Here is a 16,863-nt window from a genome sequence, read left to right as displayed (position 1 = left end):
GCGTCCCGTCCCCAGGGGCCGCAGGCCATGATCCGGCCCCGGCTGCAAGCGCTGCTGCGCGAGAATGCCGAACTGCTGATCTATGCGGCGGTGGCCCTCTTCGGCCTGTGGGTGACCTTCTGGGGCGGCTGGTTCTTTGCGGTCCTTGGTGGCGGCGTGGCGGCGGTCGGCGCCAGCCTGGCGCTGGGGGCGCTGCGGCGGGGGCCGTTCCGGCGTCCCGTCGGCGCGCCGGGCGTGGTCGAGATCGTCGAGGGCGCCATCCGCTATTACGGCGCCACCGAGATGGGCGGAGAGATCCCGCTGCGCGATCTGGTCGAGATCCGGCTGCTGCGGCTGGAGGGGCGCGCCCATTGGCGGCTGCGCAGCCAGAGCGCCGAGGCGATGCTGATCCCGGTGGATGCCGCGGGCTCCGCGGCGCTGGCCGATGCCTTCACCGCGCTGCCGGGGCTGCACATGGGCGCCGTCTCGGCCGCGCTGGCGCAGGTGGCCGATCAGGGCGACGCGATGCGCACCGTTTGGCGCAGGCCCGTCTGACGCGGCTTGACTTGGCCCGCGGGCATTGCCACCTGTGGCCGACCGAAACGCAAGAAAGGCCTCTGCCCCATGTCCATACCCCAGCAGGGCGGCGGCCCCATCGAACATCGCGACCAGCTGGCCGCCTATATCGCCAGCGGCGAGAAGCCCAAGGCCGACTGGCGCATCGGCGTCGAGCACGAGAAGTTCGGCTATGACGATGCGGGCAAGATGCCGCTGCCCTACGAGGGGCCGGTGTCGATCACGGCGATGCTGGAGGGCCTGCGCGACCGCTTCAACTGGACCCCGGTGCTGGAGGCCGGCAAGCTGATCGGGCTGGAGCGCGACGGCGCCAATGTCAGCCTGGAGCCGGGCGGGCAGCTGGAACTGTCCGGCGCGCCGCTGGAGACGATCCACCAGACCTGCGACGAGGTGAACGGCCATCTGGCCGAGGTCGAGGCCGTCGCCCATGACATCGGCGCGGGCTTCATCGGCTTGGGCGCGGCGCCTATCTGGGCGGCCTCCGACATGCCCATGATGCCCAAGGGGCGCTATCGGCTGATGACTGACTACATGGGCCGCGTGGGCACGCTGGGCACGCAGATGATGTACCGGACCTGCACCGTGCAGGTGAACCTGGACTTCGCCTCCGAGGCCGACATGGTGCAGAAGATGCGCGTGGCGCTGGCCCTGCAGCCGGTGGCGACCGCGCTGTTCGCGAACTCGCCCTTCCTGGACAACACGCCCAACGGGATGAAGTCCTGGCGGGCGCATATCTGGCAGAACCTGGATGCGGCACGGACGGGCATGCTGCCCTTCGTCTTCGAGGACGGCTTCGGCTACGAGGCCTGGGTCGATTACGTGCTGAACGTGCCGATGTACTTCGTCTATCGCGACGGGAAATACATCGATGCCTTGGGCCAGAGCTTCAAGGATTTCCTGAACGGCCGCCTGCCCGCCCTGCCGGGCGAGGTGCCGACCCTGTCGGACTGGGCCGATCACATGACGACCGTCTTCCCCGAGGCGCGGGTCAAGAAATACATCGAGATGCGCGGCGCCGATGGCGGCCCGTGGCGGCGCCTGTGCGCGCTGCCCGCGCTGTGGGTGGGCCTGACCTATGACCAGGGCGCGCTGGACGCCGCCTGGGATCTGGTCAAGGGCTGGAACGCCGAGACACGCGAGGGGCTGCGCGTGGCCGCCGGCCGCGACGGGTTGCAGGCCGAAGCCGGCGGCGTGAAGATGCACGATCTGGCCCGCGAGGTGCTGGCCATCGCCGAAGGGGGCCTCAGGGCCCGCGCCCGGTCCGGCAATGACGGGCTGGTGCCGGACGAGACGCATTTCCTCAATGCGCTGAAGGAAAGCGTCGACAGCGGCAAGGTGCCCGCCGACGAGCTGCTGGAGAAGTATCGCGGCGACTGGGGCGGGGATCTGTCGCGGATCTACGACGAATATTCCTATTGATCGGATAGCGTCCTGCGATGGACGGGGGGCGCTTCGCCCCCCCGGACCCCCCGAGGATATTTTCATGAAGAAGACGTCGGGGCGCACGGGAAGGTGAGGGCCGCCGCTGCGACTTTGGGTTGAACCAGAAGACGCCCGGTGGCACCCCCACGGGACATTCCGGTGAGGAGGAGCCGTCATGCGTGGTGGTGATGTGATGCAATGGATCGGGCGGCTGGTCGCGGTCGTCTTCGGGCTGGGGGTGCTGGCCCTGCTGGGCGCGGTGGCCGTGCTGGTCGGCCAGGCCGAGGGCGTGCCGCCGATGCCGGTCTTCCTGGGGCTGGTGGGGCTGGTCGTCCTGATCCTGCTGGCGGGGGCCTGTCTGGCGCTGATCTCGATCGCCGTCTCGGCGCGGCGGGGCGCCGAGGCGCTGCGGCTGCTGGCGGGGGGCGAGGCTGCCGCGCTCGAGACCGTCGCGCCCGAAGCCGAACCCGAGGCCGAGATGCAGGGACCGTTCGGCCCGGCGGGGCTGCCTCAGGCGATGGCCGCGCCGCCACGTGCCACGCCGCGCCCGAACCGGGTGCTGGTCGCGGAACGCTAGGCGCTACTTGCGGCCGATGCGGGGCTCGGTGCCCGACAGCAGGCGCCGGATGTTGGCGTGGTGGCGGATGAAGATCAGCGCCGCCATGAAGGCCGTGACCGCCGCGATATCCGCCCGCCCCATGCCCCAGGCCATGACCGGGGTCAGGGCGGCGGCGATCAGCGCGCTGAGGCTGCTGATCCGGGCGACGGCGGCGACCAGCGCCCAGACCGCGCAGGCGATCAGGCCCAGGGGCCAGTGCAGCGCGGCCAGGGTGCCGAGGAAGGTCGCCACGCCCTTGCCGCCCCTGAAGCCCAGCCAGACCGGGAAGCAATGGCCCAAGAAGGCCGCCCCGCCCGCCAGCAGGCCGGCCGTCTCGTCGCCGAACTGGCGGGCCAGCAGGACCGCGATGGCGCCCTTGCCGCTGTCCAGCAGAAGCGTGGCCAGCGCGGCGGTCTTGTTGCCCGTCCGCAGCACGTTGGTCGCGCCGATATTGCCCGAGCCGATGGCGCGCAGGTCGCCCAGACCCATGGCCTTGGTCACGACGATGCCAAAGGGCACCGCGCCCAGAAGATAGCCGAAGAGGGTCCAGAGGATCATGCGAGGTCTCCGAAGACGGGGGTGCCCGCGACCCAGGTGCCCAGGACGCGGCCCTGCATCCGGGCGCCGTCGAAGGGGGTGTTCTTGGATTTGGACAGCAACGCGAAGCGGTCCAGCACGAAGGGCGCGTCGGGATCGAAGAGGATCAGGTCGGCGGGTGCGCCCTCCGACAGCCGGCCGCCGGGCAGGCCCAGGCGGCGGGCGGGGTTCAGCGACATCGCCCGGAACAGCTGCGGCAGGGTCAGGCCGCCCTGGTGATAGAGGCGCAGGGCGGCGGGCAGCAGGGTCTGCAGGCCCACGGCGCCGGGGGCTGCCGCCTCGAAGGGCAGGCGCTTGGATTCCTCGTCCTGCGGCGTGTGGAAGCTGGCGATGGTGTCGATCAGCCCCTCGGCCACGGCCTGGACCATGGACAGGCGGTCATCCTCGGACCGCAGAGGCGGCGTGAAGCGGAAGAAGGTGCGGTAATCGCCCACGTCGAATTCGTTCAGCGTCAGGTGGTGGATCGAGATGCCCGCCGTCACGTCGAAGCCCGCCTCGCGCGCGCGGATCAGGGCGGGCAGGCTGGCCGCCACCGTGATCTGGTCGGCGTGATAGCGCCCGCGCGTCATCGCGACCAGCGCCAGGTCGCGGTCCAGCCCCATCACCTCGGCCATGGGCGAGACGGCGGGGATGCCATAGAGGGACGCGAACTTGCCGCTGGTCGCCACCGCGCCGTGGGTCAGGCCGGGATCCTGCGGATGGCCCATGATCAGCGCGTCCAGACCGCGGGCATAGGTCATGCAGCGCGACATCAGCTTGCTGTCGCGCACTACGCGCACCCCGTCGGTGAAGGCCACCGCGCCCAGATCGGTCAGAAAGCCGATCTCGACCATCTCGCGGCCCTCGCGGCCCTTGGTCAGCGCGGCCATGTGGCGGATGTTCACGGGGGCGTCGGCGGCGCGGCGGGCGACGAACTCCAGCGCCTCGGGCGTGTCGAGGGGGGGCGTGGTGTCGGGGCGGGCCACCAGGGTGGTCACGCCGCCCGCCGCCGCCGCGCGCCCGGCGCTGCGGAAGCTTTCCTTGTGCCGCTCGCCCGGCTCGCCGATCTTGACGCCCCAGTCGATGAGGCCCGGCGCCAGCGCACGGCCCTGCGCGTCGATGACGGTCGCGCCTTCGGGGGCGGGCTCCTCGGGGGCGCCGCGTCCGGCGATCACGCCATCGGTGACGCGCAGGCTGCCCAGGGCATCCGTCTGCGCCTCGGGGTCGATCAGGCGGGCATTGCGGAAGATCAGGTCCATCACGGCTCTCCGACGGCGGTGCGGCCACGGCTGGCGCGCAGGTTGCGGGCCAGAAGGTCCAGCGCCGCCATGCGGACGGCGACGCCCATCTCGACCTGGTCCTGGATGACGCTGCGGTTGATGTCGTCGGCCAGCGTGCCGTCGATCTCGACGCCCCGGTTCATGGGCCCCGGATGCATGACGATGGCATCGGGCGCGGCGAGGGCCAGTTTCTCGGCATCCAGCCCGAAGCGGTGGAAGTATTCGCGCTCGGACGGGATGAAGCCGCCATCCATGCGCTCCTTCTGCAGGCGCAGCATCATCACGACATCGACGCCCTTCAGTCCCTCGCGCATGTCCTCGTAGAGCTCGACCCCCATGTCGCCGACGCCGGCGGGCATCAGCGTGGCGGGGCCGATCAGGCGGATGCGGTTCTCCATCTTGCCTAAGAGGATCAGGTTGGACCGGGCCACGCGGCTGTGGGCGATGTCGCCGCAGATGGCGATGGTCAGGCGGTGCAGCCGCCCCTTGGCGCGGCGGATGGTCAGCGCGTCCAGCAGCGCCTGCGTGGGATGTTCGTGCCGCCCGTCGCCCGCATTGATGACCGCGCAGTTCACCTTTTCGGCCAGCAGGTTCACCGCCCCGGATTGCGGGTGGCGCACGACCAGCAGGTCGGGCTGCATCGCGTTCAGCGTCAGCGCGGTGTCGATCAGCGTCTCGCCCTTCTTCACGCTGGACTGGCTGACGGCCATGTTCATCACGTCGGCGCCCAAGCGCTTGCCCGCCAGCTCGAAGCTGGCTTGGGTGCGGGTCGAGTTCTCGAAGAACATGTTGATCAGCGTCATGCCCGCCAGCGCGTCGGAATGCTTGACCGTGCGCCGGTTCAGCGCCGCGTAATCCTGGGCTAGGTCCAGCAGCTCGGTGATCTCGTCGGGCTTGAGATGGTCGATGCCCAGAAGGTGGCGGGCGCGAAAGCTCATGGCGGCCTCTTGCGTCGGGGATCCGAGGGGTCCGGGGATCTATTGCAGATGGCGCAAGGGGCGGCAAGCGCCGGCGGTGGGCCGTCCGGCCCCCGTCGCGTTCCGCGACTCCCCCCGGAGGATATGTGCGGAACGCCGCAGGAGGGGTGCAGATCGTGCAATCTGGGCTCTTGCCGGATGTCGCGCGCGGGGCTATGGCAGGGCCATGCAACGGCACCGGTACCGCCCCCATATCCTTGCGACGCTGTCGCTTGGCCTGCCGCTGATCGGCAGCCATCTGGCCCGCATGGCCATCGGGGTGGGCGACACGGTCATGATCGGCTGGTACGGGGTCGAGCCCCTGGCGGCGCTGGTCATCGCGACCTCGTTCTTCCACATCCTGTTCTTCCTGGGCATGGGCTTCGGCACCGGCCTGATGGGGCTGATCGCCAGCCACATCGCCTCGGGCCGCGAGGTCGAGGTGCGGCGCGGCGCCCGGATGGCGCTGTGGCTGTCGGCGGGCTTCGGGCTGGCCGTCATGCCGCTGATGTGGTGGTCCGAGCCGATCCTGCTGAGCCTGGGCCAGACCGCGACCGTGTCGGCCCTGGCGCAGGAATACCTGCGCATCGCGGGCTGGGGACTGGCCGTCGTGCTGGGGCAGCTGACGCTGGCCTCGTACCTGGCGGCGCTGGAGCGGACGCAGATCGTCATGTGGGTGACGCTGGCCGGGCTGCCCCTGAACCTGTTCCTGAATTGGGTGCTGATCTTCGGCAATCTGGGCGCGCCCGAGCTGGGCGTGCAGGGCGCGGCCATCGCCAGCGTGACGGTGCAGGTGATCCAGCTGCTGGCGCTGGTGGGCTATGCCGCCTGGCTGCCCATCGCGCGGCAGTACAACCTGTTCCAGCGCTTCTGGCGGCCCGACTGGCAGGCCATGCGGCAGGTGGCGCTGGTCGGCTGGCCCATCGGCCTGACCATGGTGGCCGAGGGCGGGCTGTTCGTCGGATCCAACATCATGATGGGCTGGATCGGCACGTCGGAACTGGCCGCCCACGGGATCGCGCTGCAGATCACCTCGGTCACCTTCATGGCGCATCTGGGTCTGTCCAACGCCGCCACCGTGCGGGTGGGCCAGGCCAAGGGGCGCGGCGACCGGTCGTGGATGCGCGACGCGGCGCTGACTATCTGCTGGATGTCGCTGGTCTTCTCGGCCATCTTCATCGCGATCTACCTGCTGTTCGCCGAGGCGCTGGTGCGGCTGTACCTGGACCCCGCCGATCCGCAGGCGCCGCAGATCGTGGCGCTGGGGGCGATGCTGCTGATGTATGCGGCACTGTTCCAGCTGACCGACGCCTTCCAGGTGATCGCGCTGGGCTTCCTGCGGGGCGTGCACGACACCAACGTGCCGATGTGGATCGCGGGCTTCAGCTATTGGGTCATCGGCATGCCGGTGGCCTGGGCGCTGGCCTTTCCCCTCGGCTTCGGACCGGCGGGGCTGTGGCTGGGCATGTGCGCGGGGCTGACCGTCGCGGCGGTGCTTCTGATGCGCCGCTTCTGGCGGGGCCATGCGCGCGGGGACTGGACCCGCGCGCCCGCCCCGGTCTAACCTGCCCCGAAAATAGGAGCCGCCCATGCGCCCCGTCTTCGTCCAGTTCCGCTGCGAGCCCGGCACGACCTATCAGGTCGCCGAGGCGATCTATGACCGCGAGGTGGTCAGCGAGCTGTTCTCGACCTCGGGCGATTACGACCTGATCGCCAAGGTCTACATCCCCGAGGACGAGGATGTCGGCCGCTACCTGTCCGACCGGCTGTTCGACATCCCCCATATCAGCCGCACGCTGACCACGATGACCTTCCGCGCCTTCTGATGCCCCGTTTCGCGCCCCTGCCCGCCAGCCTGCCGCAGACCGTCCCCTTCATCGGCCCCGAGACGCTGGAGCGGCGGCGCGGCGCCCCCTTCGCGGCCCGCCTCGGCGCCAATGAAAGCGCCTTCGGCCCCAGCCCGCTGGCGGCGCGGGCCATGCGCGAGGCGGTGGGCGGCATCTGGAAGTACGGCGACGCCCCCGGCCATGATCTGACGCAGGCGCTGGCCGCCCATCTGGGCGTGCAGCCCGCCAACATCATGCTGGGCGAGGGGATCGACGGGCTACTGGGCACGCTGGTGCGGCTGATGGTGGCGCCGGGCGATGCCGTGGTGACCTCGGACGGGGCCTATCCGACCTTCAACTATCACGTGATGGGCTTCGGGGGCGTGCTGCACAAGGTGCCCTATCGCGACGATGCCGAGGATCCGCAGGCCCTGCTGCAGGCCGCCCGTGACACGCAGGCGCGGCTGATCTACCTGGCCAATCCCGACAACCCGATGGGCAGCTGGCACAAGGGCGCAGTGATCGCGGCGATGCTGGACGAGTTGCCCCCCGACGGCTTGCTGGTGCTGGACGAGGCCTATGCCGAATTCGCCCCCGCCGAGGCCATCCCCGAAATCGACCCCGCCGATCCCCGGGTGATCCGGATGCGCACCTTCTCAAAGGCCTACGGGCTGGCGGGCGCGCGGATCGGCTATGCGATCGGCGCCCCGGACCTGATCGCGGGCTTCGACCGCATCCGCAACCATTTCGGCGTCAACCGCATCGCGCAGGCGGGCGCGCTGGCGGCGCTGGCCGACCAGGGATGGCTGGCCCATGTCGTGGCCTCGGTCACCGCCGCCCGCGACCGCATCGCCCGGATCGGCGCCGAAAACGGCCTGACCGCGCTGCCCTCCGCCACCAATTTCGTGGCGCTGGACACCCATCGCGACGGCGCCGTCGCCCGCGCCCTCGTGGCCGCGCTCGAGGCCGAGGATGTCTTCGTCCGCATGCCCGGCGTGGCGCCCCTGGACCGCTGCATCCGCATCAGCTGCGCCCCCGACCCGGAACTGGACGTGCTGGCCCAAGCCCTCCCCCGCGCCCTGGCGACAGCCGCATCTTCTTCATGAAAATATCCCCGCCGGAGGCTCCCGCGCATGCCACGGGCGCCCCGGCGGGGACCGCTCACATCGCCGCCAGCTGATCCAGCGCCGCGCGCAGGCGGGCGATGTCATCCTCCAGCGCCGCCAGCTTGGCTTGCGTCTCCTCGATCACCTCGGCCTCGGCATTCTGGGCGAACTTGGGATTGGACAGCCGCTTGCGCAGCCCGTCGGCATCCTTGTCGGCCTTGCCCACGGCCTTGGTCAGGCGCGCCGTCTCGGCCGCCACGTCGATCACGTCGCCGATGGGCAGCGCGAAGCTGGCCCCCTGGGCCGAGACGGCGATCATCCCCTTGCCCGCCGCGCCGTCCATGGGCGTATTCACCCGGGCCAGCCGCTCGATCAGGGGCGCATTGGCCATCAGGGCGGCGCGGGCCGGGGCATCCGCCTCGGTCACGATCAGGTCCAGCTTGGCGCCCGCCGGCACGCCCATCTGGGCGCGGGCGGATCGCACCGCCTCGATCAGCGCGATCACCCAGTTCATCCGGGCGTCGGCATCCGCGTCGATCAGCTCGGCGCCAAGCTGGGGCCAGTCGCCATGGACCAGCATCTTCGTGCGATCCCCGGTCAGCGCCCACAGCTCCTCGGTGACGAAGGGCATGATCGGGTGCAGCATGGCGTAGCACTGGTCCAGCACCCAGCCCATCGTGGCCCGCGTCTCCTCGGCATCCTCGCCATCGAACAGGGGCTTTGCGAATTCCACGTACCAGTCGCAGACCTTGCCCCAGACGAAGGCGTAAAGCCCCGTCGCCGCGTCGTTGAAGCGGTACGAGGCCAGCGCCTCGTCGGTGACCATCAGCACGCGCGCCGTCTCTCCGATGATCCAGCGGTTGACCGTGTTCGCCGGATCGGGCCGCGCCCCGCCGCCGCGCACGCCGTTCATCTCGGCGAAGCGGGTGGCGTTCCACAGCTTGGTGACGAAGTTGCGGTTCACCTCGACATGCTTCGGCCCCAGCTTGGGATCGCGCCCCATCGCCGCCATCGAGGTCAGCGTGAAGCGCAGCGCATCCGCCCCGAAGTCATCGACCAGCACGAGGGGGTCGATGACATTGCCCTTGGACTTGGACATCTTCGCGCCCTTCTCGTCGCGCACGAGGCCATGGACATAGACCGTGTGGAACGGCACGTCACGCGCCACCTCCAGCTGCATCATCATCATCCGGGCGACCCAGAAGAAGATGATGTCGAAACCGGTGACCAGCACGTCGGTCGGGAAGTACTTCTTGAGCTCCTCGGTAGGCTCCGGCCAGCCGAGCGTCCCGATGGGCCAGAGGCCGGAGGAGAACCAAGTGTCGAGAACGTCGGGGTCGCGTGAAAGTTCGATCCTTTGGACTGCCTGACGTATAGCATTACCTACGCCAAAAGCTGCTGGGTTCGGGCTCTTGCGCTGACCGCCATGCAGGGGATCAAAGAAATCAACCGGGCTAACTCGAATTTCGACAGCGTTTCCGTAATATTCCCTCGCTTGCTTCAAAGCGTCCTGTTCGGTTGCTGCGCAAAACTGCTGTGGCCTGTTATATGTCAGAGCAGCCATCCCATCTTTTTCGATGTCGTAGCCCTCTTCGATTCTCGGCCCATACCAAACCGGGATCTGGTGCCCCCACCACAGCTGGCGAGAGATCGTCCAGGGCTCGATATTCTCCAGCCAGTTGAAGTACACCTTCTTGTGCTGCTCGGGCAGGATCTGGGTACGGCCGTCGCGGACGGCCTCCAGCGCGGGGCCGACGATGCGCTTGGTGTCCACGAACCACTGGTCGGTCAGCATCGGCTCGATCACCACGCCCGAGCGGTCGCCGAAGGGCTGCGTGATGGGCTTGGCGTCCACCACGGGGCGGCGTTCCAGATGCTCGGCGCCGGTCTCGGGCTCGATCTCGCGGTGCAGGTAGGTGACGGCCAGCCCCTCGGCGGTGACCTGCTCGATCACTCGGCTGCGGGCCTCGAAGCGGTCCAGACCGCGCAGGTCGTCGGGCACCAGATTGACCGTCGACACGTCGCCCACATCCTCGCCCTTGGCCGCGCGCGAGGCGATGGCGGCGCTTTCCGCATAGGACAGCCCGTCGCCGCGCATCGCGCCCTTGGTGTCCAGCAGCGCATAGAGGGGAATGCCGTTGCGCTGCGCCACGCCGTAATCGTTGAAATCATGCGCGCCGGTGATCTTGACCGCGCCGGACCCGAAGCTGGGGTCGGGATAGTCGTCGGTAATGATCGGGATCAGGCGGCGGTGTTCCTTGGGGCCCACCGGGATCTCGACCAGCTGGCCCACGATGGGGGCGTACCGTTCGTCCGAGGGATGCACCGCCACCGCGCCGTCGCCCAGCATCGTCTCGGGCCGGGTCGTGGCGATGCTGATGTAGTCGCGCGTCTCGCGCAGGGTGACACGGCCATCCTCGTCGCGTTCCACGTATTCATAGGTGGCGCCCCCGGCCAGCGGGTACTTGAAATGCCACATATGGCCCGGAACCTCGCGGTTCTCGACCTCCAGATCGCTGATCGCGGTCTCGAAATGCGGGTCCCAGTTCACCAGCCGCTTGCCGCGATAGATGATGCCCTTGGTGTAGAGGTCCACGAAGACCCGGATCACCGCGTCGTGGAAGTTCCCCTCCTCGCCCGCGGGGGCACCTGGCGCGCCCGACATGGTGAAGGCATTCCGCGACCAGTCGCAGGAGGCGCCCAAACGCTTCAGCTGGTTGATGATCGTGTCGCCGGATTCCTGCTTCCACGCCCAGATCTTCTCGACGAAGGCGTCGCGGCCGATCTCGCGCCGGCCCGGTTCCTGACGCTCGGCCATGCGGCGCTCCACGACCATCTGGGTCGCGATGCCCGCATGGTCCTGCCCGGGCTGCCACAGCGTGTCGAAGCCGCGCATCCGGTGCCAGCGGACCAGGATGTCCTGCAGCGTGTTGTTGAAGGCGTGGCCGATATGCAGGCTGCCGGTGACGTTGGGCGGCGGGATCATCACGGTGAAGGTCTCGGCCCGCGAGGCATTGGCGCCGGCGGCGAAGGCGCCGAGGCGTTCCCATTCGGCGCTGATCCGGGCCTCGGCGGCCGTGGCGTCAAAGCTCTTGTCCATCGTCATCGCAAATCCCCTTGGTTGGGGATGGATTACCCAATGCGCGGCCAAAGGCCAAGAGATCCCGTCGCCCCGACGAATCCGGGAGCGGGTCGGGTCGGGTCAGGGCAGGTCGACGACCGGGGTGAAGCCGCCCCAGAACATCCGCTTGCCGTCGAAGGGCATCTGCGGAAAGTCGTGCCCCTCCATCCCCGCCGCCATCTGCGCGGCGGCGGCGTCGCAGGTGGCGCGATCGGGCCATTCGACCCAGCTGAAGACCGGCACCTCGTCGGGTTTGGCCTGCACGGCGCGGTGAAAGTCGGTGACCTTGCCATGGGGCACGTCCTCGCCCCAGCACTCGGTCTGGAAGGTGGCGCCCAGATCCGCGAACATCCGCGTCGCGCCTTGAGCCATCTCGATGTAGGCCTGCCTGGCGTCCGCCGGAACCGCCAGCACGAAGCCCTGCACATAGGCGCCCCGGCGGCTGTCGCCCACCGTCAGGATCGGCGCGAAGCCGCCCCACATCATCCGCATCCCGTCGAAGGGCATCTCGCCCATCAGCGCCATCTCGGGCTCCTGCCCCTCGGCCATCCTCGCGCCGGCCGCATCGGCGGTGGCGCGGTCGGGCCATTCGATCCAGCTGAACAGCGGCGCCTCGTCGTCGCGGGCCTGGGTGGCGCGATGGAAGTCGGTCTGCGTGCCATGCGGCACATCCTCGGCCCAGCACTCGACCATGCGGAGCGCGCCCAGACGCTGGAACATCGGCCAGGCCTGCCGCGCGTGATCGACATAGGTCTGCCGGTTGGCCACGGGCACGGCCAGCAGAAGCCCGGTGTAATAGGTCATCGTCATCCCCCTGTCTGACGGCGCGGGACAAGCGACCAACCCGCCGGACAGATTGTCGCAGGTCGGGACCGAAAAATCAATTTCGAGAGGGCTTGGACGGCCTAACCGGCACCATCCCGCCTGCCCTCGGCCACGCCTGCCCCGCCCTTCGGATCCCTGCGGCGCAGATGCGGCTTTTCCGCCTGCCGGTTTCGTTGAACTGACATGCGTTCCGGCATAGATACGGGCCTTGGCGCGCGATTCGTCCGGATGATCGGAACCCGGTGCCGCAACCCCGGGTTGAGCGTAGGCCGCCCGCTCCTGTCTGTGCGAAAGGAACCGCAATGGGACAACAGAAGACCGTCTGGGACAATCCGGCCGAGGTCATCCGACATCTGGCTCCGGAACATCCGGTCATGGTCTTCGCGCCGACGGTGCTGCAGGACCGTGCGCGGCAGTTCATCCAGGGCTTTCCGGGGCTGGTGACCTATGCGGTCAAGTCCAACCCCGACGAGGTGGTGATCCAGAACCTGGTCGCCGCCGGCATCCAGGGCTTCGACGTGGCCTCGCCCTTCGAGATCGACCTGATCGGCCGCATGGCGCCCCATGCCGCCCGCCATTACCACAACCCCGTCCGCGCCCGGTCCGAGATCGCGCATGGCGTGGCGCAGGGCATCCGCGCCTGGTCCGTGGACAGCCGGTCCGAACTGGACAAGCTGTTCGACCAGGTGCCCACCGAGGTGGACGGCCAGGGCGTCGAGATCTCGCCGCGCTTCAAGCTGCCGGTGCTGGGGGCCGCCTATGACTTCGGATCGAAGTTCGGCGCCTCGCCCGAGCTGGCGGCGGAGCTGCTGGCCGAGGTCGCGCGGCGCGGCTACATTCCTTCGCTGACCTTCCATCCGGGCACGCAATGCACCGACCCGATCGCTTGGGAAAGCTATATCCGGGTGTCGAAGGACATCTGCGACATGGCGGGCGTCAAGGCCGTCCGCCTGAACGTGGGCGGCGGCTTCCCCTCGCATCGCGTGATCGGGGTCGAGCCCGACCTGACCTCGATCTTCCAGGAGATCGCCGACACCACGACCGAGATGTTCGGCACCGACGCCCCGGCGCTGGTCTGCGAGCCCGGGCGCGGTGTCGTGGCCGATGCCTATGCGCTGATCACCCGCGTCAAAGGCGTGCGCGACGGCGGCCATGTGTTCCTGAACGACGGCGTCTATGGCGGTCTGGCCGAGCTGCCGATCATCGGCAATATCGACCGGATCGAGGTGCTGACCCCGCAGGGCCAGCCCCGCGCGGGCGACCATGCCGGTCGGGTGATCTTCGGTCCCACCTGCGATTCGGTCGACCGCCTGCCGGGCGAGCTGAGCCTGCCCGAGGACGTGGCCGAGGGCGACTTCGTCATCTTCCACGGGGCAGGGGCCTATTCGACGGTGACCAACACCCGCTTCAACGGCTTCGGCGCGATGACCCATGCCACGGTGATGGGCCTGTCCTAAGCTTTCGGTCATGCCCCCGTGCTAGAATCGGGGGCATGACGTCGAATCGCCCACCCCTGACCCATGTCGTGCTGATGGATGGCACCTTCGCCTCGCTGGCGGATGGCCGACGCAGTTCCATCGGGCGCGTCCACCGGCTGCTGACGGGCCGGTCGGGCCTGCCCCCGCCGCCGGGGCGCCTGCGGATCCGCTATGGCCTGGGGCAGCAATGGACCCGCTGGCGGACCCTGCCGGACCTGGTCATGGGCCGCATCCTCGAATCGCTGATCACCGACGCCTATGGCTGGCTGGCCTCGGGCTATCGGCCCGGCGACCGGATCTGCCTGCTGGGCTATTCGCGCGGCGCCTTCGCGGTGCGCAGCCTGGCGGGCATGATCAGCCGCGTGGGCCTCTTGCGGGCCGAGGCGGCGACGGAACGCCATATCCGCCTGGCCTGGCGCTATTACCACAAGGGTGGAGGGGCCGCGCAGATGCAGGCCTTCCGCCGCCGCCGCTGCCACCCCGAGGCGCCGGTGCGCCTCTTGGGCTGCTTCGACACGGTCAAGGCCCTGGGCGTGCCGCTGCCGGGGCTGTGGATGCTGACCGAGCCCCGCTTCCGCTTTCACGACGCCCATCTGGCCCGCGGGGTGGAACACGGCTTCCAAGCCCTGGCGCTGGACGAGACGCGCACCGCCTTCACCCCGCTTCTGTGGGACGACGACCATGCCGCCGGCCGGATCGAGCAGATGTGGTTCCGGGGCGCCCATCCCGATATCGGCGGGCAGCTGTCCGGCGTAGAACGCGCCCGGCCGCTGGCCAATATCCCGCTGGTCTGGATGCTGGAGCGCAGCGAATCGGTGGGCCTGCCCCTGCCGCCCGGCTGGCGCACCCTTTTCCCCTGCGACGCCACGGCACCCTCGGTCGGCACCTGGCGCCACTGGGGCAAGGCCTTCCTGGCCCGGTCCCCCCGGCAGGCGGGCCGCTATGCGACCGAGGCGTTGCACCCCACGGTGCCCCGGCCCTATCCCGGCCCCGCCCGCCTGACCGGCAGCCTCGCCGCCGCGCCTGGCCCCGTCACCCTCGGCCCCGCGCAGCAAGCCTGAGTCCGCTTCTGCAGCGGTCCCCAGATATCCTCGGGGGCCGCCCAAGACTGCGACATCGATCCAGGGACCGCCAAAAGACGAAGCACTTCGGGTCCCCGCCCGCCACCGAGGCGGGCCTCACGGCAATCAGGCCACGGCGTCCAGATCGCCCGCGGGCTGCACGCCCAGGGCGGCGCAGACGTCGCGGGTCAGCTCGGGCCGGTTCAGCGTGTAGAAATGCAGCCGGTCCACGCCGCCCGCGATCAGCGCCTCGCACAGATCCACGCTGAGGCTGGTGGCCAGGGTCCGCTGCGCCTCGGGGCCGTCCAGCGCCGCCATCTGGAACGCCTCCTCGGCCCAGTCCGGGACGGTGGTGTTGCAGGTCGCGGCGAAGCGCTTGGTCCCGGCCCAGCTTTGCACTGGCAGGATGCCCGGGATGATCGGCACGTCGATCCCGGCTGCGGCGCATTTGTCGCGAAAGCGGAAGAAGGTGTCCGCCTCGAAGAAGAACTGGGTGATCGCGCTGGACGCCCCGGCCTCGATCTTGCGCTTGAGCCAGGCCACGTCGGCATCGCTGTCCGGGCTGTCGGGATGCGGCTCGGGATAGGCGCCCGCGCGGATGGTCATGTCGCCGCGCGCGGCGATCGCCTCGATCAGCTCGACCGAATTGGCGAAGCCGTCGCCATGCGGCACGAACCCGTCCGAGCCCTTGGGCGCGTCGCCGCGCAGGGCCACGATCTCGCGGATGCCGGCATCGGCATAGGATTGCACGATCTCCATCGTCTCGGCCTTCGTGGCCTCGACGCAGGTCAGGTGGGCGGCGACCTGCAGCCCGAACTGGCGGTTGATCGTGGTCACCGCCTCGTGGGTCAGCTGCCGGGTCGTGCCGCCCGCGCCATAGGTGACCGACACGAACTCGGGCGCCAGCGGCGCCAGCACGCGCGCGGCCTCCCACAGCTTGAACGAAGCCTCCAGCGTCTTGGGCGGGAAGAACTCGAAGCTGATCTTCGGCGGGGTCATGGCGAATCCTCTCTGTTGGCGGGACTTGTGCCACGCGGCGCGGCGTGAGACAAATTCATAATCCTCAAGATAAACGTGAAAGCCGCTCATCATGCATCTGGAACTGCGGCATCTGCGCACCGTCCATGCGATCCACGAACAGGGCGGCCTGGCCCGCGCCGCCGAGGTGCTCAACATCACCCAATCGGCCCTGTCCCATCAGGTCAAGGCGCTGGAGGAACAGGCCGGCACCCTGCTGTTCGTGCGCCGCGCCAAGCCCATGCGCCTCTCCGCCGCCGGCATGCGCCTGCTGCGTCTGGCCGAGCAGGTGCTGCCGCTGGTCGCCGCCACCGAGGCCGAGTTCAAGGGCGTCGAGGCCGGGCGCATCGGGCGGCTGCACATCGCGATGGAATGCCATGCCTGCTTCGACTGGCTTCTGCCGGTGCTGGACATCTTCCGCCGCACCTGGCCCGACGTGGACGTGGACATCCGCCAGCGTCTGGCCTTCGGCGCGCTGCCCGCGCTGTTGCGCGAAGAGGTCGATCTGGTCATCTCGTCGGACCCCGAGGATCTGGCCGACGTGACCTTCCAGCCGCTCTTCGACTATGCGCCGACGCTGGTCGTGCCCGCGGGCCATCCGCTGATCGCCAAGGGATACGCCGATCCCGCCGATCTGGCGCCCGAGACGCTGATCACCTATCCGATGGACCGCAGCCGGCTGGACGTCTTCAGCCAGTTCCTGACGCCCGCGGGGATCGAGCCCGCCCGCGCCCGCACGGTCGAGCTGACGGCGGTGGCGCTGATGCTGGTCGCATCACGGCGCGGGGTGGCGGTCATGCCGGACTGGGTGCTGCGGCGCGAGGCGGCCAATCCGGAACTGGCCATGCTGCCCTTGGGCCCGCAGGGCATCCGGCGGCGCCTCTTCGCGGCGGTCCGCACGGCGGACCTGGCGCAGCCCTACATGGCCCATGTCCTGCGCCTGTCGCGCACCGAGCCCCTGCGGATGCTGCGCGGCGCGGTGGCCTGACCCGTTTCGCTTCACATTCCGGCCCGCCTCGCCTAAGAGGCGCCAACCCCAATC

Annotated in this window: 15 protein-coding genes; 9 read left to right on the top strand and 6 right to left on the bottom strand. The window is 69.4% G+C overall.

Annotated elements, in window-relative coordinates; genetic code table 11:
- Positions 1-27: 27 nt before the first annotated feature.
- The 3 genes from E4191_RS13985 (at position 28) to E4191_RS23820 (ending at position 2,554) form a co-directional block, all read left to right on the top strand.
- Positions 28-534, top strand: a complete 507-nt coding sequence (locus E4191_RS13985) for a hypothetical protein (RefSeq protein WP_135313944.1) — start codon at positions 28-30, stop codon at positions 532-534.
- A 69-nt stretch (positions 535-603) separates the two neighbouring features.
- Positions 604-1,974, top strand: coding sequence for a glutamate--cysteine ligase (locus tag E4191_RS13980; protein ID WP_135313943.1), 1,371 nt, complete (start codon positions 604-606; stop codon positions 1,972-1,974).
- Positions 1,975-2,152: 178 nt separating this feature from the next.
- The gene (locus E4191_RS23820; RefSeq protein ID WP_176562716.1) at positions 2,153-2,554 is read left to right on the top strand and encodes a hypothetical protein; all 402 of its coding nucleotides are present in this window, start codon (positions 2,153-2,155) and stop codon (positions 2,552-2,554) included.
- A gap of 3 nt (positions 2,555-2,557) precedes the next feature.
- Here E4191_RS23820 and plsY read toward each other — a convergent pair whose 3' ends face one another.
- From plsY to E4191_RS13960, 3 genes are read right to left on the bottom strand one after another with little or no spacing between them, the layout of a single operon-like run.
- Positions 2,558-3,133 carry a glycerol-3-phosphate 1-O-acyltransferase PlsY gene (gene plsY, locus E4191_RS13970; RefSeq protein ID WP_135313942.1) on the bottom strand — a complete coding sequence of 192 codons (576 nt, stop codon included), beginning with the start codon at positions 3,131-3,133 and terminating at the stop codon, positions 2,558-2,560.
- Positions 3,130-4,410 (bottom strand): dihydroorotase, encoded by a 1,281-nt coding sequence (gene pyrC / locus E4191_RS13965; RefSeq protein ID WP_135313941.1) that lies wholly within the window; start codon positions 4,408-4,410, stop codon positions 3,130-3,132. The genes plsY and pyrC overlap by 4 nt, the downstream gene beginning before the upstream one ends.
- Positions 4,410-5,369, bottom strand: a complete 960-nt coding sequence (locus E4191_RS13960) for an aspartate carbamoyltransferase catalytic subunit (RefSeq protein ID WP_135313940.1) — start codon at positions 5,367-5,369, stop codon at positions 4,410-4,412. Before E4191_RS13960 ends, pyrC begins: the two co-directional genes overlap by 1 nt.
- A 205-nt stretch (positions 5,370-5,574) precedes the next feature.
- Here E4191_RS13960 and E4191_RS13955 point away from each other — a divergent pair, with 205 nt between their 5' ends.
- Genes E4191_RS13955 through E4191_RS13945 form a run of 3 tightly spaced genes read left to right on the top strand, consistent with a single transcriptional unit; the run spans position 5,575 to position 8,319 of the window.
- A complete protein-coding gene (locus E4191_RS13955) occupies positions 5,575-6,951 on the top strand; it encodes an MATE family efflux transporter (protein ID WP_135313939.1) in 1,377 nt (458 codons plus the stop codon).
- Positions 6,952-6,976: 25 nt separating this feature from the next.
- Complete coding sequence (locus E4191_RS13950) at positions 6,977-7,213, top strand: Lrp/AsnC family transcriptional regulator (protein WP_135313938.1); 237 nt, start codon at positions 6,977-6,979, stop codon at positions 7,211-7,213.
- On the top strand, positions 7,213-8,319 hold the full coding sequence (locus E4191_RS13945; protein WP_135313937.1) for a pyridoxal phosphate-dependent aminotransferase: 1,107 nt from the start codon (positions 7,213-7,215) through the stop codon (positions 8,317-8,319). Before E4191_RS13950 ends, E4191_RS13945 begins: the two co-directional genes overlap by 1 nt.
- 55 nt (positions 8,320-8,374) lie before the next feature.
- On the opposite strand, the gene E4191_RS13940 is transcribed toward E4191_RS13945, so the two are convergent.
- The gene (locus E4191_RS13940) at positions 8,375-11,425 is read right to left on the bottom strand and encodes a valine--tRNA ligase (RefSeq protein WP_135313936.1); all 3,051 of its coding nucleotides are present in this window, start codon (positions 11,423-11,425) and stop codon (positions 8,375-8,377) included.
- A gap of 96 nt (positions 11,426-11,521) precedes the next feature.
- Positions 11,522-12,244: a DUF1428 domain-containing protein gene (locus tag E4191_RS13935; RefSeq protein ID WP_135313935.1), complete on the bottom strand. Its 723-nt coding sequence runs from the start codon at positions 12,242-12,244 to the stop codon at positions 11,522-11,524.
- A 323-nt stretch (positions 12,245-12,567) separates the two neighbouring features.
- On the opposite strand from E4191_RS13935, the gene E4191_RS13930 reads away from it, so the two are divergent.
- Both E4191_RS13930 and E4191_RS13925 read left to right on the top strand, forming a co-directional pair.
- Positions 12,568-13,722: a type III PLP-dependent enzyme gene (locus tag E4191_RS13930; protein WP_135313934.1), complete on the top strand. Its 1,155-nt coding sequence runs from the start codon at positions 12,568-12,570 to the stop codon at positions 13,720-13,722.
- Positions 13,723-13,757: 35 nt separating this feature from the next.
- Positions 13,758-14,804 (top strand): DUF2235 domain-containing protein, encoded by a 1,047-nt coding sequence (locus tag E4191_RS13925; protein WP_135313933.1) that lies wholly within the window; start codon positions 13,758-13,760, stop codon positions 14,802-14,804.
- Positions 14,805-14,930: 126 nt separating this feature from the next.
- On the opposite strand, the gene metF is transcribed toward E4191_RS13925, so the two are convergent.
- Positions 14,931-15,803, bottom strand: coding sequence for a methylenetetrahydrofolate reductase [NAD(P)H] (metF, locus tag E4191_RS13920; RefSeq protein ID WP_135313932.1), 873 nt, complete (start codon positions 15,801-15,803; stop codon positions 14,931-14,933).
- Between the two features lie 91 nt (positions 15,804-15,894).
- On the opposite strand from metF, the gene E4191_RS13915 reads away from it, so the two are divergent.
- A complete protein-coding gene (locus E4191_RS13915; RefSeq protein WP_135313931.1) occupies positions 15,895-16,809 on the top strand; it encodes a LysR family transcriptional regulator in 915 nt (304 codons plus the stop codon).
- Positions 16,810-16,863 lie beyond the last annotated feature (54 nt).

Origin of the sequence: Paracoccus liaowanqingii (assembly GCF_004683865.2) — a bacterium.
Taxonomy (GTDB): Bacteria; Pseudomonadota; Alphaproteobacteria; order Rhodobacterales; family Rhodobacteraceae; genus Paracoccus; species Paracoccus liaowanqingii.
Note: the sequence above shows the minus strand (reverse complement) of the source record. Positions and strands in the feature narration are given on the sequence as shown.